Raw genomic sequence first — 20,821 nt, forward strand, 5'->3', positions numbered from 1 at the left:
GCGCCATCCGAGGCCGCACAAAAAAATACCCCATATCGAGCCTCACTCCCGCTCGGCCAATTAAGCAAAGCCCTCGCGTGCGGGAGAGGTCGGCGCGAAGCGCCGGGTGAGGGCTTTCTCCTCTGGGGGATTGCCCCATTGCGGAAACACCCTCTCCCCAACCCTCCGCGCAAGCGAGCAGGGAGCGCACCGTCACTGGTGAACTCTCACTGGCAAACGCTTACTGGAAATTCATGTCCAGGCATTTGGAGATGTCGGAGCCGAGGCCGGAGGAGATGATGATGCAGCCGCGCACCTTCTGCGCGCCGACGTCGGCGGCCCAGACCGAGTAACCGCCGGGGCCGAAGAACGAATTGGTGTTCGGCGGCTCGGTCTCGGTGGCGTCGAAATCGTAATGGCCGTCGGTCTCGAAGATGCGCGGCTTCTTGGTGCAGGCGCCGTCGGTCTGGACGTTGATGACTTCCTTGTTGTCGCGGGTCAGCGCCAGCGAGACCTGGCAACGGAAATATTCCGAGGTCTTGGTGTTGAAGAGATATGTGTAGGACTTGCAGGTCGCGGTGTTCAGCTTGCCTGGGGCCAGGCCGCGGCTGCACGAAATCCTCTGGTTGTGGCTGAGCTGGTAATCATCGGCCCGGGCGGCCGGCGCGAGCACCGTCAGCAACAGGCCGGCGGCCCAGCAAGCTTTAATGACGAAGTTCATTCGAATCATCCCCTACCCAATGTTTTTGTCGAATTGCGTTCTAGACGGAAAGCGGAACATAGTCGCGCGGGGACGAAGGGAAAATCACAAACTGCTCGGCAAGACGTGATGCGCTGCGGCGCTTTCGCAAATTGACCTGGAAGCGCCGTTCGTGATTTGTTCAAGCCGGGGCGCCTCGATGGGGAGGATAGGGTGATGGCATTTTCGACAAGGATTTTTCTGGTGACGGCCGTGCTCGGCGCGTTCGCTGCGCCCGCATTGGCGCAGACCGCTGCAACACCTTGGGAGCTCAAGCCTGACACCGGCTACGCCTATGACAAGGACGGCAAGACCTTTTCCTACAAGATGGGCACCAGCAATGCCGGCGAACTTCTGAAGGGCGCCAAGAAGGTGCCAAAGGGCACGCTGTTCTTCATCGGCCACAACGGCCAGCTCTACATGCGCAGCGGCCCGTATCTGGAAGGCGACGGCAAGTTCAAGTTCGGGTCGGATCAGTAGGGCGGGGATGGCGGGCGACGGCGCCACCACACACTCGGTGTCATCACCCGCGAAAGCGGGTGATCCAGTATTCCAGAGGCCGTCGTGATTGAATCGAGAGGCCGCGGCGTACTGGATGCCCCGGTCAAGCCGGGGCATGACAGCGGAAGGTGTGGCAGGGCGAACGGCTAGAACGCCCCCGCCAGCTCGCGCGCGCCGGCGTTGTTGCTGTTGCTGTCCATCCTCGTATCCGTCACCGCCAGCAGCTTCGCCACCGTGTTGTGGCGGATCGCGACCGGGTTGCGCTCGTAGCCGCCGCGCTGGAAGAAGTTCGAGGTCGGCACCTGCTCGCGCATCGCCGGCGGCATCGTCACCATGTCGAGGCCGGTGCCGTCGCCAGTGAGGTTCATCATCTCGAGCTCGGCCGCGCTGAGCGGGCGGCTATAGCCCTTGGCGCGCGCAAACAGCACCGAGGTGAGCAGTTTGTGGGTCTGCAGCATCGGTCCGATGTCGATGTCGAGCACCATGGCATGCATGGCCCAGCCCTGCGCGGTGTTGCCGATCTTCTCGTGCTCCGACCAGGTGTCGGGCACCGATTTGGCATGTGCCACCATTTTCTTCAGAACGGCGAGCTTGTGCTCGAGCGACTGTCGCGCCGGGCCCGAGGTCCGCGCGACCCTGTCGGAGAGCGCGCGGATGAATTCATGGCCTTGCTCGGCCAGCAGCTCGACGCTGTTGGTCGTCAGCAGCTGGTTGTAGCCCATCGCGGTCGAAATGGCGCGCTTGCCGCCATGCTCGATTCCCGCCTGCACGTCGTAACTGCCGGTGCCGCCGGTCTCGAACGCATAGACCCGCACCGCCTGCTCGCGCGTCAGCCCCGAGGCCAGCGCGTAGCGTGCATAGACGCGCTTGAATTCGACCTCGCTGGAGGGCCGCTGCGGCGTGAACTGGTAGAGTTCCTGCGCCGCACGCAGCAGATCGGCGACCACGGGGATCGGCTTTTTCGTCGGGCGGTCCGGGGTTTCCTCCGGCTCCGGATTCACCGGCCGTTTCGGCCCGTTATAGAGCGGCGGATGCTCCAGCACGTAATCGTCGAGCGTGATCTGCTGCCCGCTGCGCCGCTTGGCGTTGCGACCTTTCCGCTTCTCGGAGATCTGACTCCAATATGCGCCGGCTTCCTCGTCGAACGCAGCACGCGCCGCCTGATACTCCTGCAGCTTGCGGCGATATTCGAGCACGGCCGGCGACGCGCCGCCTTGCGCGAAAAATTGCGACAACAGCTGGGCTTTGGCATTGCGGACGGCTGGCGGCAGCGCGTCGGATTCGCCCCCGCGCGCGGCAGGCGCGAGCAGGACGAGCGCGAGTGGAACCAGTCTCACGGCATTTCGAATCGATCGATGCATGCTGCCCTCTTAGCAGGCATCCGGTAACTGTCACGTTAACGCGCCGTTTACCTCGTTTTCGCCCCTCGCGTCATTTCCAGGCGAATACCGGCTGTTCCAGCTCGGTGACGCGGGTGTGCCGTCCTGCCAGCACTTCGCGGAACTGGTAGATCAACGCCGCCGTCGGTGCGTGGATCAAGCTCGACTGATGATGGAAGCGGATCACACGGCGCGTGCTCTCGGGGATCCCGACGAAATCAAACGCATCTTCGCGCTCGATCGTCGCAAGCGCGATGCGATGGACGGAGGCGACCTCGTCGGGGTTTGGTTTGATCGCGGCATTGTCGGCGGCCCAGACCACGACCGGCGTGATCAGATAGCCGGAGCGGGTCGGATAATCATCGAGCGTCCCGAGCACCTCCGCGCCGGTGAGCTGGAGGCCGAGCTCCTCGTCGAGCTCGCGTAGCGCCGCCTCGACCGGCGTCTCGCCGGCATCGCAGCGTCCACCGGGCAAGGCCCATTGACCGCGATGGGCGCGCAAATGAGATGCGCGCAGCGTGAGCAGCAACGCTGTGTCATCGCTCTCGCTGGCCGCAGTCAGCGCAACTGCCACCGCGGCGCGCTTCAACGCCGCCGGCGCCTCGTCCTCCGGCAGCCGCGTGAAGGCCGCGCAGGCGGCCGCGATATTCCGCCGTGTGGCATCGTCGAACGATCTCATGATGCTTGACTACACCACGTCCGGCCCCGATGAAATGAGATCGCACGACCCGCTCAGGAATGGACGAGACATGACCAACAGAGCCGCCGCACGGCTGAAATCAGACGGCTGGACCATCCTGGAGACCACGGGCTTCATGCATCTGATCGGCCCATTGTGGGAGCGCAAGGTCGACGGCCAACACGAATTCGCACTTGCGACCGAGGACAAGCACCACAACCGCCGCGGCATGGTCCAGGGCGGCGTGATGATGACGTTCGCGGACCGTACCTGCGGCATGACCGCCCGCTACGTCTCCGGCAAGGAGTTCATGGCGACGGTGCAGCTCGACACCCATTTCGTCGAAGCCGGCCAGATCGGCGACATCCTGATCTCCCGCCCGCGCGTGGTGCGCTCGACGCGCAGCCTGATCTTCATGAGCACCGAGGTCAGCGTGGACGGCCGCTGCGTGGTGATGGCCAATGGTGTGTTCAAGATTTTGAAGGGGCCGGGGTAACTCCACACCCAACGCTGTCATTCCCCGCGAAGGCGGGGAATCCAGTACGCCGAGGCTTCTCCGGTCATCACTATCCTCTCGGCGTACTGGATCGCCCGGTCAAGCCGGGCGATGACAGCTGAGAGCGTAGCAAGCTGCTCCCCCAACCTCGTCATTGCGAGCGCAGCGAAGCAATCCAGAATCTTTCCGCAGACGCATCTCTGGATTGCCTAGCTGCGCTCGCAATGACGGAGTGAGACGGCTATGCTGGCGTGTCAACAAGCGTTGAGGAAACAGCCCATGCAATATCGCCAACTCGGCCGCAGCGGCATCAAAGTGTCGCCGATCTGCTTGGGCACGATGATGTTCGGCGGGCCGACCGATGAAGCCACCTCAAAGCGGATCATCGCGAAGGCGCACGAGGCCGGGATCAATTTCATCGACACCGCGGATGCCTATTCGAAGGGTGCATCCGAAGAGGTCGTGGGACGCGCGATCGGCAACAACCGTCACGCCTGGGTGCTCGCGACGAAACTCGCCAATCCCATGGGCGACGATCCCAACCGTGTCGGCCTGTCGCGACGCTGGGTATTGCAGGCGGCGGATGAGAGCCTCAAGCGGCTCGGCACCGATCACATCGACATCTATTATCTGCACAAGGAAGACCATGCGACGCCGCTCGAAGAGACGGTGCGCGCGATGGGCGATTTGATCCGCGCCGGCAAAGTGCGCTATTTCGGCGTCTCGAACTACCGCGCCTGGCGCGTCGCCGAAATCTGCAACATCTGCGACCGGCTCGGCATCGACCGGCCCGCGGTGAGCCAGCCCTATTACAACGCCATGAACCGCATGCCCGAAGTCGAGCACTTCCCGGCCTGCTCCTATTACGGCCTCGGCATCGTGCCCTACAGCCCGCTGGCGCGCGGCGTGCTGACCGGCAAATACAAGCCCGACGCGGCTCCCGACAAGGAGACGCGCGCAGGCCGCAACGACACGCGCATGATGCAGACCGAATGGCGGCCGGAATCGCTTCAGCTGGCGCAGGAGATCAAGGCCCACGCTGAGAAAAAGGGCATCACCGCAGGCCAGTTCGCGGTCGCCTGGGTGCTGAACTCCGCCTTTGTCTCCTCGATCGTTGCCGGGCCGCGCACCGAGGAGCAATGGGACGGCTACACCGGCGCGCTCGACTATCGCTTCACTGCGGAAGACGAGGCGCTGATCGACAGGCTCGTCGTGCCGGGGCATCCCTCGACGCCGGGCTACAACGACCCGGCCTATCCGATTGAAGGACGTCGCGCGCGGACGGCTTGAGCCGGAGACAGGAATGGCCCTCGAAGATCGCTACGGCCTGCCGCTCTCTACCTCTTCGCCCGAGGCGGCATCCGCTTATCGTGAGGGCGTCGACCTCATGCTCGCGGGCTGGACCGGTACGGCGGAAACGCTGGAGCGCGCGATTGCGGCCGATCCGGATTTTGCGATGGCCCATATCGCCCGCGGCCGCCTGCATGGCTTCTATCAGCAAGGCGATCTGGCACGGCAGAAGGCGGCACTCGCGCGTGAGCTCGTGGCGACACGCGGCACGGAACGCGAGCGTTCGCATGTCGAGACGCTGGCGCTCGCAATCGAGGGCCGGCTGCCCGAGGCGATCGCGGCGACGATGAAGCACGTCGAGGCGTGGCCGCGCGATGCATTGGTGCTGTCGCTGCCGCTCGGCGCCTTCGGCCTGTTCGCATTCTCCGGCATGGCCGATCACGACCGCGCGCGGCAGGAGCTGTGCGAGCGCGTGGCGCATCACTATGGCGAGGATTGGTGGTTCCTCACCATGTACGGCTGGGCGATGACCGAGAACGGCAATGTCGGTCGCGGTCGCGGTATCACCGAGCGCGGCTTCGACCTGCGCCGGCAGAATGCCCACGCCGCGCACGCCGTGCTGCATGCGATGTTCGAGGACGGTTCGATCGAGGCGGCCGACCGACTCGTCGACGACTGGATACCCTCTTACGACCGGGCTGGAATTTTGCACGGCCACATCCGTTGGCATCAGGCGCTCGGCGCGCTGGAGCATGGCGATGCCGCGCGGGCGCTCGCGATCTATGCCGACGTGCTGCAGCCGCAGGCGACGCAGGCGCCGCCGCTCAACGTCGTCACCGACGCCGCGTCCCTGCTCTGGCGCCTGTCGGCTTACGGCCACGCCGTGCCGAAAGCGCTATGGGTCGAAGCCGATGCCACCGCGCAAAAGCTGTTTCCGAAATCGAGCCTGCCCTTCGCCGACATCCACATGGCGCTGTTCGCGGCTGCGACGCAAAATCGCGAGGCGCTCGCCATACGTCTTGCCGCGATCGAGCAGCGGCTCGCCGATGGCAAGCTTCCGGCCGGTCCCGTGGTGCCCGCGGTCTGCCGTGCGCTGGCAGCCTTTGCGGAAGAGGATTACGCGGCATGCGTGCAAATGCTCGCGCCGGTCCTCGGCGAGGTCGTGCGCGTCGGCGGCAGCCATGCCCAGCGCGAGTTGATCGAGGACACTTTTGTCGTTGCCCTCATGCGCAGCGGCGACCTGCCGCGCGCCCGCGCGCTGCTCGACGCGCGCCTGCACCGCCGTCCCTCCCTGCGCGATACGCGCTGGCAGGCGGCAATGGGGTAGCTCCGCCACGAAAAAAACACCGGCCGGGCGGCAAGTGCCGGCCGGGAATGGGTTGGGCGATACGGGCGAATCGCCGTTGGGGTGGCGCGGTGGTATTTCAGACGGATCCGGCAGAACAAACGGGATCGCAACCAATTTGCGGTTCGCTGGTTATCGGACGGAACTTTTCCGTGGTTCCCTGGCATGTGAGCCTCCCGATGCGCCTCTGCCGACCAGTCCTCACCGCCGCCCTTATCAGCCTGGCAAGCCCTTGTTTTGCCGAGTCTTCCTTGTCGATTCCCGTCAACAACCCTCCGGCCGCAAACGCTTACGTCGACCTGCTGGCGCTGATGTCCGGCCACTGCAAGACGTTGAAGGTCGCCGGGCGCACCTTCGCCTGCAAGACGGTGGCCTACGCCCATGGTGACAAGGGCCGGGTCAATTTCGCGGTCGCGGTCGACGATCCCGCCGATCACAATCACGTCGTGTCGTTCTCCGGCGAGAACGGCAAGCGCGCCGACGACAATTCCTACGAGCTGCCGATCGATCGCATGCTGCTCAACTCCAAGGACCGCCCCAAGGTCGACGGGTTGCCAGTGCCGGCCGAGCAGACCTCCACCGGCCTCTGCCGCCAGACCGGCAATTTCGCCGCCAAGAAGGTGACTGATGTCACCTGCTCCGCCACCGACAGCGAGGGCCGCCGCTACGAACTGCTGTTCGTTTCCGACGGCACGCCCGTGAGCGTGCGTCGTATCAGGCAGTCGGCGCCATCGATCCAGGATCCGTTCAAATAACTCGACCCGTCACGTGAACGCCTTTTCCAGCGTTGCGAAGATCACTGCGAGCGATTTGTCGTGCCGCGTCACCGGCGGCACCGGGCGATCGATCTTCATCAGATGATAGACCGCCGTCTGCGCCGCGCGCACCGAATATTCGACGGTGAACACGACGTCATCGGGGATTTCGACGAACTGGCTGACGAAGGCGAGATTGACGGAATTCCTGGGCACCGGCAGCGGCCGGTCGGTCGCGCTGCGCGGCATGAACATGCTGGTGATGTAGGGCATGCGGCAGGGAACGCAGATCGCATCCTCGAAGACGCCAAGGTCGAAATTCAGATGCCCGCAAAGCTCCTTCAGGATGTCGGCGCCGCTGCAATCGGACATCGGTTTGGCCACGAAATTGCCGACGCGGTCGGGATGCAGCGCATAGCCCCAGAACACCTGCACGTTGTTCGGCTGTCCGGCGAAATGCGGCTGGTGATACAGCACCACCGACATCAGCCAGTTGGAGTCCCTGAACGTGACGAGGCCGCCGGTGCCGGCCTTGTTGCCGGAGAACGCCTCCATCTTGTCGAAGAAGCGCGGATCGCGGCAGGTGACCGTGAATGACAGCCAATAGGATTCCGGGATCGACGCGTTGAACGCGGACGGCTTGCCGAATTCGGGACGTCCCTCCGCGATTTGTTCCCACAGCGCCCAACCCCGGCTGTCGGACTTGGTCAGGCGCGGAGCCGGCTCGGTCATCGAGCCCAGGCTCGAGGCATCCGTCATCGAGCCGTTCTGAAAGAACACGAGGTCGCCGTCCTCGATCTGGACATTGGCGATGCGGCCGTCGCGGTCGAGTACGAGCTGGCGCACCCGCAAGCGTCCGTCCTCGCTCTCGATCGCCATGTCGGTGACGGCGGTCCCGCGCACGAACTGCACGCCCTGACCCTTGAGCCAGTCGGCAAGCGGCCGCACGATCGCGTCATACTGGTTGTAGACGGTGCGCTTGACGCCGGCGAGCGTCTCGATGCGCGGGAATTCGTTCATGAAGCGATGCAGATAGCGCTTCAGCTCGACCGCGCTGTGCCAGGGCTGAAAGGCGAAAGTGGTCTGCCACATGTACCAGAAATTGGATTCGAAGAATTTGGGCGACAGCCAGTCGGTGATGCGGCTGTTGCCGAGCGTCTCCTCCGAGGCCTCCGTGAGCCGCAGCAGCTCGAGCCGGTCGCGCGCGGAAAATCCCATATGCGAGACGTCGAGCTTGAAGCGGTTGCGATCGACCAACCTCGCCTGCGAATGCGCCGGGTTCTCGGTGTTGAACGCGACGGTTTCCTCGCGCACGCTGAGGCCGGGATGTTCGAGCGAGGGAATGCTCGACAGCAGGTCCCAGGTGCATTCGTAGTGATCGGTCGTGAGCATGCGTCCGCCGCGCAGCGAATAAGCGCCGTTCGCGAGCAGCGCGCCGTCGAGGCTGCCGCCGACCAGCGGCTGCGCCTCGTAGATCACGATGTCCCGCCCCGGCAGCTGCGCGTCACGAACCAGGAACGCCGCGCCCGCGAGCGATCCAATGCCGCCACCGATGAAATACGCCTTCATGTCTTGCCTCGATCTGCAATTCGAATTGTCGCGGCGACATTGCATGGGGAGACACTGGCCGGAGTTGCGCTGGATCAAGCGCAACGCGCATGAGGATCACGTTGAGTTGAGCGATTGACTGATCAGCCCCCGGCATGGCGGCCTTTCGCGACTCTCCACCGATGACGTGATTGCGTCATTCGCGGCAGAGTGATGGCAGAGTTGCGATCGACGCCCGCGATGCGACAATAAATCTCACGAGACGCACGCAGCCGCGCAAATCGAACGCCAATGAAACTGCGTCGTTTCGACGCCCGCACTGACCGGAACGCGCCGGATGACCACGTGTTGTCACACGACATTCAACTGGAGTAATGACATGAAGTATCTCATTGTCGCGATAGCCGTCGGTGCTGCGGCGCTTGCAGGCGGATCCGCGGCGAACGCGGCCAACAATTCAAGCGCGAAACACAACGCGCCAGCCGGCCAGTCGACCGATATCAGCGCGCAGCACAGGCACCACCATCACGGCTATCGCCATCACTGGCGTCCTCACCACCATCACGGATTTCATCGTCCGCACTACCGGAGCTACGGCTATTACCCGCGGCACCACGGCTATTACGGCGGCGGACCGTACGGATATTACGGCGGCGGCGGTCCCAGCGTGACGTTCGGCTTCGGCGGCAGCCGCTGGTAAGACGAAAGGCAGCAACACGAAAGGCTCGCGAAATGCGGGCTTTTCTTTGCTCGTCAGCCTATCCCCGCAAGATCATCCCCGCCGTCTGTTGACCGCTCGCCAGCGCCGCTTCGACCGTGCCCATGTCGGCTCCGCGATAGAGCGCCTCGCCGGAGAACAGCACCGGACCGTCGGCGCGCGCGAAGATCGTTTGCGCCTCGCGCGTTCGCGGCGTCGCCCAGGAGTAGGCGCCGCGGGCGTAGGGATCGTCCGCCCAGTTGGTCGCAACGGCCGCAGTGAGCTCGTGCGCGAGATCCTCGCGCGAGAGGCCGAACACGGTCGCAAGCGAATCGAGCCCGGCATCGATCAGCGCTTGCGGGTCGAGGTGCGACAGCGCTGCCGTGCGCGGGCCGCCGAACCATCCGGTCAGCACGGGATGCCGGTTCGGATATTGCGTCCACCACACCGGGACGGTCTGGTCGGACAAAAGGAAGCTCATGTCCGCGAGCTCTTCCTTGCGCTCGCGCCACCACGGCCGCCTGAAGCGCAGCAGGATCTTTATAACGTTACCGAAGCCGATGTCGTCGGCCGCCGCCGCCTTCGCGCGCGCGCGGCTCGGCAGCCCGATCTCGCGCAATAGCGGCAACGGAACAGTGAGGATCACGCGATTGCAGCCAAGCACGTCGCCGCCGATACAGCGAACGGCGGTCGCGCCACCCTCCTCCTCGATCGCCGACACCACGCAGCCCAAGCGAAACATCACGCCAAGCTTGCGGCACTCGGCTGCCAGGAAGTCGATCATCCCACCATAGCCTCCCTTGATGCGCGCCTGCGGAGAGTGCCCGCCAGCCATCCATTCCTCGCGCAGCGCCAGCGTGGAGGCGCGCTCGGGATCGGCCGCATCGTAGCCCTCGACCATTCGCTCGATCGAATGGCGCAGCCCCGCATGCTCATCGCCGGCAAAATGCCGGCGCAGGAAATCGGCGATGGTGAGATCGTCATTCAATTCCCGAACCACGGCGTGCAGCTCAGCCTCAAGCGGATCGTGGCGGTCCTCGCGCACGATGTCTGCGCCGTCAAAGCCCCATCGCTCGCCTTCGATTTCCTGAAGGGACAGCCCGGCCTCATGCAGCAGCGCGCGCGTGACCGGCGCCTCGCCGTGGACGAATTCGGCGCCGCCATCGGCGGGGTAGCCGAACTCCGAAACAGACAGCGGATGGATGCGGCCGCCGCAGCGCTCGCGCGCCTCCAGGATCGTCACCGTCCTGCCCGCGCACGCCAGCTCGCGCGCCGCCATCAGGCCGGCCGCGCCGGCACCGACGATGACGATATGCTCTGATGTTGCCGACATGTCGGTGCTTACTTGCCCACGGCCTGCGGATCGTTCTGGATCAGATAGCGCAGCAGCAGGACGCCGCCGCCGAGATCTCGCGTGCTCTCCAGCGTCATCGCGCTCAGCGGTGCACGCCGGTCGCCATCGGCATCCGTGGAATCGAACACGAAGGGCGCGCCCTTGGCGCCGTCGATCGCGGGGCTAAGGATCAGATCGAACTCGTCGATCAGGCCGGCACGCAGGAACGCGCCGTTGGCGACGCCGCCGCCCTCCACCAGCAGACGCTTCACGCCGAGCTCGCGGTTGAGAATGTCCAGCGTCAGGGCGAGGTCGATCTCGGACTTGCCGGCAAAGATATAGGACACGCCCTCGCGGCGGAGCCCCGCGAGATGCGAATCGGAGACGCTCTCGGTCAGCACGACGACGATCGGATCGCCGCCGATATCAGAGCGGCCCCAGCCGATCTTCCCCTTCGCATCGAGCACGACGCCATAGGTTATCGCGTCACGTCGTGCCAACCAGTTTTCGCGCGGAAATTTCGCGGCCGCCGTCGCGGGATAGGGCTTGCCCTTGGCGAACTCCGAGCCGGTGACGCGGCCGATTACCCAGGCATCGCCGCCGAGCTCGTCGTGGATCTTCTCGAACCAGTCCGTCCCTGCCCCCTTCGGGCGCCAGCGGCTCGGATGGGTGCGGCCGTCCAGACTCGAATGCATCAGACAGATGACGTAAGGCTTCATGCGTATCTCCGGGCCGCGCTCAGGCTGCCGGCTCATTGCCCTTATTCCCCGTGGCGCGATCGTTCAAGATCACCGCGAGGGGATTGAGCTTTGGCGGCGCGACGAGTTTCAGCGTGTTGGTGTCGCGATGGTTGAACGGCGCGCCGCGCACGAACAACTCGGTCTGGATCAGATAGGTCCAACTGCCGTCGTCGTTGAAGGTGATGTCGCAGCGGTAAGCATCGGTGCGGAACGCTTGTTCCAGAAAATCAGTCGAGCAGATCCCGTATGCGGTGTCGCCGCGCTTGGCGGTCACGGAGATCTCCTTGTCGTCCGCCCCGGCCTTGCCCGACGCCAGCAGCACCTGCCCGCGCGGGATCGCCAGCGTCTGCATGATCAGCCCGGTCGCAGGCTCCCACAACCAGTAGCCGACCTGGTCGTGGAAGGTGATGTCTTCCTCGGGCGTGTTGATGTGGATGTGATAGCGCAGCCCATAGAGCAGCTGCGGCCCGTTGGCCTGCGGATCGATCGGGTCCATCCGGATGCGCTCAATGAAGGTCCGCCGCTCCGGCCCCTCCGCCTTCGGATTGATATCGATACCTTTGTCGGCCTGCCAGCTGCCTGCGAGACGGCGGAGCGGGCCGAGATTGGCAAGCCCGTCGGGCGAGACGTCCTCGGGCTCGGTGAAGATATCGGCGGGAAGGGGGAGCATGGGTGTCCTCGCGTCATTGCGGAGGCAGCAATAGCATGAGAGCGCGGGCGTGGCTCGTTCGCAAGCCTCACAATCGCGAATGGACATAGGCGCCACGCGCAGACGATCCATGACGCGAGCCACCTGACAACAGGCTGGACTGACCGGCTGGAATGATATGTGTCGTCAATCACGCGCTGATCGTCGACCCGCTTGCGACTTGCCTCGTGCAATCGGAGGAGAGGCCATCCGCACTGCTACTTCAACGCAAGGCTGCTGCAATATGCCGAGGTCTCGCCGGAGCGCCAGCCGGTGAGCCGTCCTGCTTCCTTGCACTCGTCATAGGTCTTGTAGTTAGCGACGTTACGGCACGTGAACGAATAGACGCCACCCGAAACGTTGCAACCAACCCAGGGCTTGTCGCCCGTCTTGAAGCTCGATTGACAACCGCCGACGCAGCTGCCCGTGGCAGCGGCGAGCTTGGCAAGCTTCGCGGCGTCCGAGTTCGGCGCCAGTGACGCCGTCGAAGCGCTTGGCGTGCGCGATGCGGGCCCGCGAGCTGTCGCGTGATGCGCCAACCGGTGTGGCCGCGCCACATGCTTCGGCGCCTCAACCGTGACGCCGGGAAGCTGGGTGTCGGCGGCGGTCGTGGTGGGCGTCGGTTGCGACATCGCGGTGCCGCCGAGGGCGCACAGGAGCAGTGCAATGGATGAGATGGCGACAGCGCGACGCGTAACGAAGCGTGATGACAACGTCATGGCCATGTCCTTCCAGATGTGGGGACGGTCAATTCCTTCCCGAGGGCCAGGATATCACGCCCTGATCCAGGTTGCATGGAGAAGAACCATGCAACCTGACACGGCCAGCCGACGCGCTCCGCATCGCATCTGCTGCAGTTTTGAGCAGGCATCGAGCAGAACAGACACTGGACTAGCGACGACAAAGCACGAGCGCGAAATTCGTCGCGGTCGCCAACAAGCCACCCCAAGCATTTGTGTTCGGTGTTCCCGTTTGTGCCACGGAATCACGATGATAAGATCACTGCCTCAGGGTTGTGAAATACATCATAGGCGATGAAGCCACTCCTAAACTAACGTTCAAGTGACGTCCGTTATTTTCAAGTGAGTGGTTTGGAATGCGGCAGGCTTCGGTCGAGAAGTTCTCGGGCCTCATCGGCAGTGTCTATGATTGTGTGATCGCACCTGAACGGTGGACCGCGGTTCTGGATGAGATTTGCGCCGAGTTCGGCTTTGCCACCGGCGCGCTCTCGGTCGCCAGCCTCACCAATATGAAGGCCGTCGTCAATGCGGTCTCCGGGTCCGACCTGGCCCAGATGGCCCAGAACGGGGTCGGCTACGGCGCCGACATCATCGAGCTATGGGGCGGCGCCGAGCGCATTCAGCAGTATCCGCTCGGCGAGCCGATCGTTCAATCCGAAGCCGTCCGGTCGGAGATCATTTCCAGCAACCGCTATTATCGCGAATGGGCCCTGCCCAAGGGCTTGTTCGACGCCGTTGCCGTCGGCCTCGTACGCGACAGGACGATGGTTGGAAATGCGATATTCAGCCAGCATGAGTCGGCAGGCCGCATTGACGATGTGCAGGTCGACGGATTGCGCCTTCTGGCGCCTCACATCCGTCGCGCCGTGACGATCAGCAATCTGTTCGACATGAAGGCGGTGGAGGCCAACACATTCGCGGCCACGGTGGAGGCCCTGACGGTGGGCGTCGTCCTGGCCGACGAGGATTCGAAAATCGTTCACACCAACGCCGCAGCCGCGGCGATGCTCGCGGCCGGCGATCCGATCGTGGCAAGGCATGGCCGGATCGCGGTTCAATCCGCGGCGACCACGGCCAAATTGCAATCGGCGGTCGCGCAGGCGGCAAAGGACGAGACGAAGCTCGGGCAGAAAGGCATCGGCATCCCGATCCCTCGCCAAGGCGGTGACGCTCTCGTCATTCACGTTCTGCCGTTGCGACGCAGCCACACGCGATCCGGCCTGATCCAAAGCGCCGCTGCCGCCGTGTTCGTGACGTCAGCCTCCGGGCCGCCGCGATTGCCTCACGATGCGCTCAACCAGCTCTATGACCTGACGCCGGCCGAGATTCGCATCTTCGAGCTCATCTGCGAGGGACACACACGAGACGCGATCTCGGCCTTGCTCGGCGTTTCCGTCAGCACCGTGAAGAGCCACCTCATTCACGTCTTCGAAAAGACGGGCTGCCGACGCCAGGTCGATCTGGTCAGGCTCGCGAAATCGCTGACGTTCCCGGTGTAACAGAAGAGCGCGCTCAAGCCGCTTCCGACGTTGATCGCGCACGCTGCTCGAGCACGCCGATCGTCGAGACCAAATTGTCGCGTCGCACGCGAAGATTAAGCGCAAGAAGCGGGTATGTCGGCTGCAGCACGTCAAACACCCCTGCTCTCGCCTCTTCCTCGAGAATGTCTGTGTTCATGAGCCGAACGCGCCACCACAAATCGGCGACCAACGCATCGAGCCGGAGTTCGCCAGCATCAGAACGGGACACTTCCTGCATCACTTGCCTCAACCTGAAACGGCCTCTCTTCCAAGGCCAGACTTTGGTCCTGGCTGAGCAAGCAGAGTGCCAGCAATGGGCGGGCGCGATCTGGTTCCGGAACGGATTGCTGCGCGAGCCGGCTGGTCAAGACCTGGCGCTCGAGGCTTGGCGCTGGGGAAGATGTTGCCCGTGGCGAGCGAAAATGGTGCCCAGGGGCGGAATCGAACCACCGACACTGCGATTTTCAGTCGCATGCTCTACCAACTGAGCTACCTGGGCGTGCTCCAAAGAGGGGCCAAAGCCCATCGAGCGGGCGGTTTATAGTGGGCTGAAGGCTGCCTGTCCACCCGGCTTCGCCAAGAGGCTTCGCCGGGCGCGGCCCGGCTGTGCACAAGGTCGGGCGGGCTTGCTGGAGCTGGCGTGCTGCGCGGGCATCATTCACTTAGAATGTTGATATTACTTGTTTATTCTTCTCCATCCGCCTCGTCATCCCGGCCGGGAATGACATAGGTGCCTTTCAGCCAGCGGTTCAGATCGACGTCGCGGCAGCGCGAGGAGCAGAACGGGCGGGTGGCCTCGGATTGCGGCTTGCCGCAGATCGGGCAGGTTTTGAGAGGGCTTGCGGGCTTTTTCACCTGGTCGTCCATAGGGTGCCGAGCTTACACGCGGTGAGAGAGTTCAAGAGCCTGTCGCCAAAGGGGTTCCTCCGCCGGACGCGCAGGCGTCCCGGCCAGATTTCCGCGGGGCAATTCTACTGTGCATGGGGTTGTTTTCGCGATTTTTGCAGGAGCGGCTTGTCGGCTCAGATGGCGGTGGCGTTGAGCCAGCCGAAGCGGATCGGGAAACCTTCGCCGCCGAGCAGCGTGGTGGTCTCGTAAAGCGGCAGGCCGACCACGTTGGTGTAGGACCCCACCATCTTGACCACGAATGAGCCGGCGATGCCCTGCACGGCGTAGCCGCCGGCTTTGCCGCGCCATTCGCCGGAGCCGATATAGGCCTGGATGTCGTCCTCCGAGAGGCGCTTGAAGCGGACACGGGTCTCGACCAGACGCTGGCGGAAGGCCTCGCGCGGCGTCACCAGGGTGATCGCGGTGTAGACGCGGTGGTTGCGGCCCGACAGCAGCCGCAGGCACTGCGCGGCCTCGTCGACGAGGTTGGCCTTGGGCAGGATGCGGCGGCCGACCGCCACCACCGTGTCGGCGGAGAGGATGAAGGCGCCACGCAGCTCGTCGTCGAGCTGCACCGATTTGAGCGCCGCATCCGCCTTGGCCCGCGCCAGCCGGTTGGCGCAGGCGCGCGGCAGCTCGCCCCGCTTCGGCGTCTCATCGACGTCGGCGGGCCGGAGCGCGTCCGGCTCGATGCCGGCCTGGTTGAGCAGCGACAGGCGCCGCGGCGAACCGGAGGCGAGAACGAATTTGGGGCGGCCGAGCATCAGGTGATTTGGGGAATGAAGCAGGGGGTGAATTGCGCGCGGAACCTATCGGACGGGGGCTGATTTCACAACCCGGGAACCCGGACTTTACTGATTCCACGGGTACAGGATGCGTGTGCCCGCAGTCTGTGACGCGGGTGTTACGGGCGCCGAATGCTACCCGTTCGCCGCGCCCACCTTCGAAAACCGCCGGCGGATGCGCAGCAGGAGCTGGTCGCAGACGTCACGGTAAGCCGCCAACTTCTGGTCGCGGCTGCCTTCCATGGTGGTGGGATCAAGCGTCGGCCAATACTCGACGTCGGCGGCAAGCGTGCGGGTCAGCTCCAGCGCCTTGTGATGCGCCTCCGGCGACAGCGTGATGATCAGGTCGAAATTCAGCCCCTCCCAATCCTCCAGCTCCTCGAAGGTCTGCGGCTTGTGGGTGGAGATGTCCTGGCCGAGCTCGGCCATCACGGACACCGCGAACGGATCGAGCTCGCCGCGCCTGGCGCCGGCCGACTTCACGTAGAGGCCTTGCGGAAACATGTGCCGCAGCAGGCTCTCCGCCATCGGCGAGCGCACGCTGTTCATGGCGCATGCGAACAGCACCGATTGCGGATCGCGTGCGCGTGGCGGACCCGCCATCGCGCTTAACCCTTCCAGTGCAGGACAGTAATGAGCGTGAACAGCCGGCGCGAGGTCTCGAAATCGACCCGCACCTTGCCCTTCAGCCGCTCCTGCAGCGTGCGCGAGCCCTCGTCATGGATGCCGCGGCGGCCCATATCGATGGCCTCGATCTTGTCCGGCGTCGCGGTGCGGATCGCCTGGTAGTAGCTGTCGCAGATCATGAAATAGTCCTTCACGATCCGCCGGAACGGCGTCAGCGACAACAGATGTGCGACCACGGGCGTGCCGTCCTCACGGCGGATGTCGAACATCAGGCGGCTGCCGGTGATGCCGATATGCAGCGTGAACGGCCCCTTCCCGTCGGCGCCCTCCGGCGCGAACAGGTTCTGTTCAATCAAATCGTAGATCGCGATCGCGCGCTCATGCTCGATGTCGGGGCCGGAACGGCCGATCGAGTCCTCGTCGAGCGTGACGCCGACGATGCGATTGGTCGAGTCGTCCTGTTCGGGCGGCTGGGTCATGACAGGTTGAGGCGCAATCCAATCGAGCGCGAATGGGCATCTAGCCCCTCCGCCTTGCCGAGAATCATCGCGGCCGGACCGAGCGCACGCAGCTGATCCGGGCCGCATTTCAGGATCGAGGTGCGCTTGAGGAAATCGTGCACCGAGAGCCCCGACGAGAATCGTGCCGAGCGCGCCGTCGGCAGCACGTGGTTGGAGCCGCCGACGTAATCGCCAATCGCCTCCGGCGTGTGCGGCCCGAGGAACACGGCGCCTGCGTTGCGGATCCTTGCGGCGAGCGCGTCGGGATCATGCGTCATGATCTCGAGATGCTCGGCGGCAATCGCATCCGCGAGCGGAATGGCGTCATTGAGGCTCTGCACCATGATGATGGCGCCGAAATCGGCCCACGAGGCGCTGGCGATCGCAGCGCGCGGCAGCGTCTTCAACTGCGCCTCGACGGCCTTTTCGACGTCGGCGGCAAGGCGCGCGGAATCGGTAATCAGGATCGACTGCGCGCTGGAATCGTGCTCGGCCTGTGCCAGCAGGTCGGCGGCAATCCAGTCGGCATTGCCGGTGTCATCGGCGATGACAAGCACCTCCGAGGGACCGGCGATCATGTCGATCCCGACCTTGCCGAACACCAGCCGCTTTGCCGCGGCGACATACGCGTTGCCGGGTCCGACGATCTTGGCGACGGGCGCGATCGTCGCGGTGCCATGCGCGAGCGCGGCAACCGCCTGCGCACCGCCGACGCGATAGATCTCGGTGACGCCGCCAAGCTTTGCTGCCGCCAGGACCAGCGGGTTGAGCTTGCCGTCGGGCGAGGGCACCACCATGACGAGGCGCGCTACGCCCGCGACCTTTGCCGGCACCGCATTCATCAGCACCGAAGACGGATAGGCTGCAGTGCCGCCGGGCACGTAGAGGCCGGCGGATTCGATCGCGGTGTAGCGCCAGCCGAGCTCGACGCCGAGCGAATCGGTGAAACGCTCGTCCTTCGGCAGTTGCCGGCTGTGATAGGTCTCGATGCGATCGCGCGCGAGCTTGAGCGCATCCAGGGTCGCTGCGTCGCAGGCTTTCACCGCGGCCTCGATCTCGGCGGCGGTGACGCGCAGGCCGGATGCATTGAGCGTCAACCGGTCGAACTTTGCCGTGGCCTCGAGCAGGGCGGCATCGCCCCGCTTCGCCACGTCGTCGACGATGGCTCGCGCGGCCGCCTCGACGTCGGCCGAGGCCTCGCGCTTGGCGGCGAGGAAGGCCCCGAATCGCTGGTCAAAATCGGCGCTGCTGCGGTCGAGACGAACGGGCATCTTGGCTTCTAACTGGTTTTTGGGGGCGCGGTTTGGCTCACCAGGCCCCTGCTCAATGGCGCGGCGGGGAAGCTGCGTCAACCCTTGGGCCGGGCCGTTCCCCTCCGGCGTCGTCCTGGCGAAAGCGGAATGCGTGGCCTTGGCATGCCACTTCACCCCTCCCCTTCAGCCTCCAACCCCGCTCCCAGCTGATCCGCCCCCAGATCAGTCAGTTCGCATTCCAGGCATTCGACGTCGAGGCGGATGGCGCCGCCTTGGGCAAACAGGAGCAGCGCGCTCCCGCCGGGGGCGTCCTGGCCGTGGAATTCGATGCCGACGAGGTCCAGGACAGTGTCCGGCGCGTCGAGGTCGATGTTGCGCGACTTGCAGGCGAGCACGCGGTCGAAACGGAGGGCCGCCACCAGCCTGCGCGGCTCGGCCTCGCCGTCCAGTGTCTGCTCCCAGTCCAACCGGCTCATGCCGACGACCAGCCGCTTTTCGCTTTGCCGCCAGATGATGTCCGAGGGCTGCACGCGGGCGTCCTGGACGTGGGCCGAGATCACGGAGAGGTCGTCGGCGTCGAGTGCGATCAGTTTGAGCTGGGGAGACATCGACGGCGCTTTCTGCTTCGGGCGGACAGGGCTCAACGCGCGCGGGCGGCGAAATTTCCCTAGAACTAACGCCCCACTGGACTAGAGGCTATTGATATCCTCCATCTCCAGCACCTTTCGCGGATACCCCTCCCGCGCGACCCGGATCATCGCGCGGCCGATCTGCTCCGTCGAGGTGACGAGCCGCGGCGAGACCCGGCGCAGTACCGACCACAGTGGCCAACTTGCTGCATACACGGCCTGCACCCACGCGGTCTTGGAGCGGGCACCGTGGAGCGGTTGGATTGCACCGGGGCGGAACATGTAGGCCGCCTTGAACGGCAGCTTGAGCAGATCGTTCTCGGTCTTGCCCTTGATCCGCGCCCACATCCGCGAACCCTGCTCGGTGGAATCGGTGCCGGCGCCCGTGACATAGACGAATGTCATCTGCGGATTGAGCCGTGCCAGCGCGGTCGCCGCTGCGAGCGTGAGGTCATAGGTGAGATGGCGGTAGCGCTCCTCGCTCATGCCGATCGAGGAGACGCCGAGGCAGAAGAAGCAGGCATCGAAGCCGGTGAGCTGCGCTTCGATCGCCGAGTAGTCCGTGAAATCGCCGTGCGTGATCTCCGTGAGCTTGGCGTGGCGCACGCCGGTCGGGCTGCGGCCGACCACGAGCACGCGATCGATGCCGGCATCGACCAGGCATTCGCGCAAGACGCCCTGCCCGACCATGCCGGTCGCGCCGAAGATGATGATCTGCATCGGGACCTCCCCGACAGGCTCGCGGCTCATGCGGCGGCCGCGATCTCGTCGAAGGATATACCGGTCAACGTCGCCGAGACATCCCACAGCATGGCCGCCGAGGCGAAATCCTTTGCCTGCGGCATGATCTTCGCCGGCCGCGGCGGCCCTTTCAATTCGAAGAACCAGTTGGGACCATAGTAGCCGCCCGGCTCTGCTGCCGGCGAGGTCGCCGCCAACAAAGTCGGCAGCGCGCCTTCCGCGGCAGACTGGCTGATGAAGGGCTGCAGCCACCGGCTCACATGCCACTGGAACGTGTTCGCACCCGGACCGTTCGAAATCAGATCGGTCCGCGCGTAGCCGGGATGTGCGGCAAGGCTCGTCAGACCCCAGCCTGCGGCGAGGCTGCGGCGCTGCAATTCCAGCGAAAACATCAGCATCGCCAGCTTGGACTGGCAATAAGCCCGCCACGGACGATAGGAATGCTTAGCCTGCAGATCGTCGAAATTGATCGCCCCGGAGCGGTGCGCAAGGCTCGAGAGGTTGACGACCCGAGCCGCCTTCGCCCGGCGAAGCTGCGGCAACAGCCGCGCCGTCAGCGCGTAATGACCGAGATAGTTGGTGCCGAGCTGCATCTCGAAACGATCCGCCGTCTGCTGCCGCTTTGGCAGCGCCATCACGCCGGCATTGTTGACGAGCAGGTCGATCTGCTCGTTGCTGGCGGCGAAGCGCCTGGTAAAATCGGCGACGGAAGCGAGGCTGGCGAGGTCGAGATGCTCGTAGGCGATCAGCGCATTGGGAAAGCGCTCGCAAATGCCCTCGATCGCGCGCAGGCCCTTTGCCTCGTTGCGTCCGGTGAGTATGACAATGGCACCGGCGCCCGCCAGCGCCATCGCCGTCTCGTAGCCGAGGCCGCCCGTCGCTCCGGTCACGACGGCAGTCTTGCCGCTGAGGGAGGGGATGTCTGCCGTGGTCCAGTCGGTCATGCCATAGCTCCGTCGGGGCTGGGAA

24 protein-coding genes and 1 tRNA gene are annotated in these 20,821 nt (G+C 64.7%); 7 read left to right on the forward strand and 18 right to left on the reverse strand.

What is annotated here, in order from left to right; all coding sequences use genetic code 11:
- Nucleotides 1–220: 220 nt before the first annotated feature.
- Nucleotides 221–700 carry a hypothetical protein gene (locus tag AC0L30_RS20365; RefSeq protein ID WP_473405011.1) on the reverse strand — a complete coding sequence of 160 codons (480 nt, stop codon included), beginning with the start codon at nt 698–700 and terminating at the stop codon, nt 221–223.
- A 195-nt stretch (nt 701–895) separates the two neighbouring features.
- On the opposite strand from AC0L30_RS20365, the gene AC0L30_RS20370 reads away from it, so the two are divergent.
- Nucleotides 896–1,198 carry a hypothetical protein gene (locus AC0L30_RS20370; RefSeq protein ID WP_219682443.1) on the forward strand — a complete coding sequence of 101 codons (303 nt, stop codon included), beginning with the start codon at nt 896–898 and terminating at the stop codon, nt 1,196–1,198.
- A gap of 167 nt (nt 1,199–1,365) precedes the next feature.
- On the opposite strand, the gene AC0L30_RS20375 is transcribed toward AC0L30_RS20370, so the two are convergent.
- Nucleotides 1,366–2,580 carry a hypothetical protein gene (locus AC0L30_RS20375; RefSeq protein WP_473405012.1) on the reverse strand — a complete coding sequence of 405 codons (1,215 nt, stop codon included), beginning with the start codon at nt 2,578–2,580 and terminating at the stop codon, nt 1,366–1,368.
- A gap of 70 nt (nt 2,581–2,650) precedes the next feature.
- Nucleotides 2,651–3,280, reverse strand: coding sequence for an NUDIX hydrolase (locus AC0L30_RS20380; RefSeq protein WP_473405085.1), 630 nt, complete (start codon nt 3,278–3,280; stop codon nt 2,651–2,653).
- Between the two features lie 67 nt (nt 3,281–3,347).
- Here AC0L30_RS20380 and AC0L30_RS20385 point away from each other — a divergent pair, with 67 nt between their 5' ends.
- From AC0L30_RS20385 to AC0L30_RS20400, 4 genes are all read left to right on the forward strand, one after another.
- Nucleotides 3,348–3,773 (forward strand): PaaI family thioesterase, encoded by a 426-nt coding sequence (locus AC0L30_RS20385; RefSeq protein ID WP_219682446.1) that lies wholly within the window; start codon nt 3,348–3,350, stop codon nt 3,771–3,773.
- 279 nt (nt 3,774–4,052) lie between these two features.
- Nucleotides 4,053–5,063 (forward strand): aldo/keto reductase, encoded by a 1,011-nt coding sequence (locus tag AC0L30_RS20390; protein ID WP_007597527.1) that lies wholly within the window; start codon nt 4,053–4,055, stop codon nt 5,061–5,063.
- Nucleotides 5,064–5,076: 13 nt separating this feature from the next.
- Nucleotides 5,077–6,390 (forward strand): tetratricopeptide repeat protein, encoded by a 1,314-nt coding sequence (locus AC0L30_RS20395; RefSeq protein WP_473366883.1) that lies wholly within the window; start codon nt 5,077–5,079, stop codon nt 6,388–6,390.
- Between the two features lie 197 nt (nt 6,391–6,587).
- A complete protein-coding gene (locus AC0L30_RS20400; protein ID WP_007597530.1) occupies nt 6,588–7,163 on the forward strand; it encodes a hypothetical protein in 576 nt (191 codons plus the stop codon).
- 9 nt (nt 7,164–7,172) lie between these two features.
- On the opposite strand, the gene AC0L30_RS20405 is transcribed toward AC0L30_RS20400, so the two are convergent.
- The gene (locus AC0L30_RS20405) at nt 7,173–8,732 is read right to left on the reverse strand and encodes an oleate hydratase (RefSeq protein ID WP_473405013.1); all 1,560 of its coding nucleotides are present in this window, start codon (nt 8,730–8,732) and stop codon (nt 7,173–7,175) included.
- Between the two features lie 358 nt (nt 8,733–9,090).
- On the opposite strand from AC0L30_RS20405, the gene AC0L30_RS20410 reads away from it, so the two are divergent.
- Nucleotides 9,091–9,411, forward strand: a complete 321-nt coding sequence (locus AC0L30_RS20410) for a hypothetical protein (protein WP_219682448.1) — start codon at nt 9,091–9,093, stop codon at nt 9,409–9,411.
- Nucleotides 9,412–9,469: 58 nt separating this feature from the next.
- On the opposite strand, the gene AC0L30_RS20415 is transcribed toward AC0L30_RS20410, so the two are convergent.
- From AC0L30_RS20415 to AC0L30_RS20430, 4 genes are all read right to left on the reverse strand, one after another.
- Nucleotides 9,470–10,741 (reverse strand): flavin monoamine oxidase family protein, encoded by a 1,272-nt coding sequence (locus tag AC0L30_RS20415; protein WP_473405014.1) that lies wholly within the window; start codon nt 10,739–10,741, stop codon nt 9,470–9,472.
- 8 nt (nt 10,742–10,749) lie between these two features.
- Nucleotides 10,750–11,460, reverse strand: a complete 711-nt coding sequence (locus tag AC0L30_RS20420; protein ID WP_473405015.1) for a RibD family protein — start codon at nt 11,458–11,460, stop codon at nt 10,750–10,752.
- A gap of 19 nt (nt 11,461–11,479) precedes the next feature.
- Nucleotides 11,480–12,151: an FABP family protein gene (locus tag AC0L30_RS20425; RefSeq protein WP_007597539.1), complete on the reverse strand. Its 672-nt coding sequence runs from the start codon at nt 12,149–12,151 to the stop codon at nt 11,480–11,482.
- A gap of 236 nt (nt 12,152–12,387) precedes the next feature.
- Nucleotides 12,388–12,888: a hypothetical protein gene (locus AC0L30_RS20430; RefSeq protein WP_473405016.1), complete on the reverse strand. Its 501-nt coding sequence runs from the start codon at nt 12,886–12,888 to the stop codon at nt 12,388–12,390.
- Between the two features lie 377 nt (nt 12,889–13,265).
- Here AC0L30_RS20430 and AC0L30_RS20435 point away from each other — a divergent pair, with 377 nt between their 5' ends.
- Entirely contained in the window at nt 13,266–14,408 is a 1,143-nt protein-coding gene (locus AC0L30_RS20435) for a helix-turn-helix transcriptional regulator (RefSeq protein ID WP_473405017.1), read from the forward strand.
- A gap of 13 nt (nt 14,409–14,421) precedes the next feature.
- Here AC0L30_RS20435 and AC0L30_RS20440 read toward each other — a convergent pair whose 3' ends face one another.
- The 10 genes from AC0L30_RS20440 to AC0L30_RS20485 all read right to left on the reverse strand — a co-directional run bounded on the left by AC0L30_RS20440 (nt 14,422) and on the right by AC0L30_RS20485 (nt 20,796).
- A complete protein-coding gene (locus AC0L30_RS20440) occupies nt 14,422–14,667 on the reverse strand; it encodes a hypothetical protein (RefSeq protein WP_007597542.1) in 246 nt (81 codons plus the stop codon).
- A gap of 185 nt (nt 14,668–14,852) precedes the next feature.
- Nucleotides 14,853–14,928: transfer RNA gene (locus AC0L30_RS20445), tRNA-Phe, on the reverse strand.
- Between the two features lie 185 nt (nt 14,929–15,113).
- On the reverse strand, nt 15,114–15,296 hold the full coding sequence (gene yacG, locus AC0L30_RS20450; RefSeq protein WP_473405018.1) for a DNA gyrase inhibitor YacG: 183 nt from the start codon (nt 15,294–15,296) through the stop codon (nt 15,114–15,116).
- 155 nt (nt 15,297–15,451) lie between these two features.
- Nucleotides 15,452–16,081: a Maf-like protein gene (locus tag AC0L30_RS20455; RefSeq protein WP_027565713.1), complete on the reverse strand. Its 630-nt coding sequence runs from the start codon at nt 16,079–16,081 to the stop codon at nt 15,452–15,454.
- A 156-nt stretch (nt 16,082–16,237) separates the two neighbouring features.
- Complete coding sequence (locus AC0L30_RS20460) at nt 16,238–16,705, reverse strand: arsenate-mycothiol transferase ArsC (protein WP_219682453.1); 468 nt, start codon at nt 16,703–16,705, stop codon at nt 16,238–16,240.
- A 5-nt stretch (nt 16,706–16,710) separates the two neighbouring features.
- Nucleotides 16,711–17,208, reverse strand: coding sequence for a UPF0262 family protein (locus tag AC0L30_RS20465; protein ID WP_018453111.1), 498 nt, complete (start codon nt 17,206–17,208; stop codon nt 16,711–16,713).
- Complete coding sequence (hisD, locus tag AC0L30_RS20470) at nt 17,205–18,500, reverse strand: histidinol dehydrogenase (RefSeq protein WP_035993721.1); 1,296 nt, start codon at nt 18,498–18,500, stop codon at nt 17,205–17,207. The genes AC0L30_RS20465 and hisD overlap by 4 nt, the downstream gene beginning before the upstream one ends.
- Before the next feature lie 152 nt (nt 18,501–18,652).
- Entirely contained in the window at nt 18,653–19,090 is a 438-nt protein-coding gene (locus AC0L30_RS20475) for a DUF2948 family protein (RefSeq protein ID WP_007597561.1), read from the reverse strand.
- Nucleotides 19,091–19,171: 81 nt separating this feature from the next.
- Nucleotides 19,172–19,831, reverse strand: a complete 660-nt coding sequence (locus AC0L30_RS20480) for an NAD(P)H-binding protein (protein ID WP_473256110.1) — start codon at nt 19,829–19,831, stop codon at nt 19,172–19,174.
- Between the two features lie 26 nt (nt 19,832–19,857).
- Nucleotides 19,858–20,796 carry an SDR family oxidoreductase gene (locus AC0L30_RS20485; protein WP_473405019.1) on the reverse strand — a complete coding sequence of 313 codons (939 nt, stop codon included), beginning with the start codon at nt 20,794–20,796 and terminating at the stop codon, nt 19,858–19,860.
- Between the last annotated feature and the right edge of the window lie 25 nt (nt 20,797–20,821).

The organism is Bradyrhizobium sp. MI1.11 (assembly GCF_055811255.1).

Bases quoted from the DNA above. Each gene is read 5' to 3' on its own strand.
- AC0L30_RS20465 (WP_018453111.1), bottom strand. From the start codon at position 17,208: ATGACCCAGCCGCCCGAACAGGACGACTCGACCAATCGCATCGTCGGC.
- AC0L30_RS20395 (WP_473366883.1), top strand. From the start codon at position 5,077: ATGGCCCTCGAAGATCGCTACGGCCTGCCGCTCTCTACCTCTTCGCCC.
- hisD (WP_035993721.1), bottom strand. From the start codon at position 18,500: ATGCCCGTTCGTCTCGACCGCAGCAGCGCCGATTTTGACCAGCGATTC.
- AC0L30_RS20375 (WP_473405012.1), bottom strand. From the start codon at position 2,580: ATGCATCGATCGATTCGAAATGCCGTGAGACTGGTTCCACTCGCGCTC.
- AC0L30_RS20390 (WP_007597527.1), top strand. From the start codon at position 4,053: ATGCAATATCGCCAACTCGGCCGCAGCGGCATCAAAGTGTCGCCGATC.
- AC0L30_RS20365 (WP_473405011.1), bottom strand. From the start codon at position 700: ATGAACTTCGTCATTAAAGCTTGCTGGGCCGCCGGCCTGTTGCTGACG.
- AC0L30_RS20455 (WP_027565713.1), bottom strand. From the start codon at position 16,081: ATGCTCGGCCGCCCCAAATTCGTTCTCGCCTCCGGTTCGCCGCGGCGC.
- AC0L30_RS20420 (WP_473405015.1), bottom strand. From the start codon at position 11,460: ATGAAGCCTTACGTCATCTGTCTGATGCATTCGAGTCTGGACGGCCGC.
- AC0L30_RS20430 (WP_473405016.1), bottom strand. From the start codon at position 12,888: ATGACGTTGTCATCACGCTTCGTTACGCGTCGCGCTGTCGCCATCTCA.
- AC0L30_RS20425 (WP_007597539.1), bottom strand. From the start codon at position 12,151: ATGCTCCCCCTTCCCGCCGATATCTTCACCGAGCCCGAGGACGTCTCG.
- AC0L30_RS20480 (WP_473256110.1), bottom strand. From the start codon at position 19,831: ATGCAGATCATCATCTTCGGCGCGACCGGCATGGTCGGGCAGGGCGTC.
- AC0L30_RS20415 (WP_473405014.1), bottom strand. From the start codon at position 10,741: ATGTCGGCAACATCAGAGCATATCGTCATCGTCGGTGCCGGCGCGGCC.
- AC0L30_RS20400 (WP_007597530.1), top strand. From the start codon at position 6,588: ATGCGCCTCTGCCGACCAGTCCTCACCGCCGCCCTTATCAGCCTGGCA.
- yacG (WP_473405018.1), bottom strand. From the start codon at position 15,296: ATGGACGACCAGGTGAAAAAGCCCGCAAGCCCTCTCAAAACCTGCCCG.
- AC0L30_RS20405 (WP_473405013.1), bottom strand. From the start codon at position 8,732: ATGAAGGCGTATTTCATCGGTGGCGGCATTGGATCGCTCGCGGGCGCG.
- AC0L30_RS20460 (WP_219682453.1), bottom strand. From the start codon at position 16,705: ATGGCGGGTCCGCCACGCGCACGCGATCCGCAATCGGTGCTGTTCGCA.
- AC0L30_RS20370 (WP_219682443.1), top strand. From the start codon at position 896: ATGGCATTTTCGACAAGGATTTTTCTGGTGACGGCCGTGCTCGGCGCG.
- AC0L30_RS20435 (WP_473405017.1), top strand. From the start codon at position 13,266: ATGCGGCAGGCTTCGGTCGAGAAGTTCTCGGGCCTCATCGGCAGTGTC.
- AC0L30_RS20475 (WP_007597561.1), bottom strand. From the start codon at position 19,090: ATGTCTCCCCAGCTCAAACTGATCGCACTCGACGCCGACGACCTCTCC.
- AC0L30_RS20485 (WP_473405019.1), bottom strand. From the start codon at position 20,796: ATGACCGACTGGACCACGGCAGACATCCCCTCCCTCAGCGGCAAGACT.
- AC0L30_RS20440 (WP_007597542.1), bottom strand. From the start codon at position 14,667: ATGCAGGAAGTGTCCCGTTCTGATGCTGGCGAACTCCGGCTCGATGCG.
- AC0L30_RS20385 (WP_219682446.1), top strand. From the start codon at position 3,348: ATGACCAACAGAGCCGCCGCACGGCTGAAATCAGACGGCTGGACCATC.
- AC0L30_RS20410 (WP_219682448.1), top strand. From the start codon at position 9,091: ATGAAGTATCTCATTGTCGCGATAGCCGTCGGTGCTGCGGCGCTTGCA.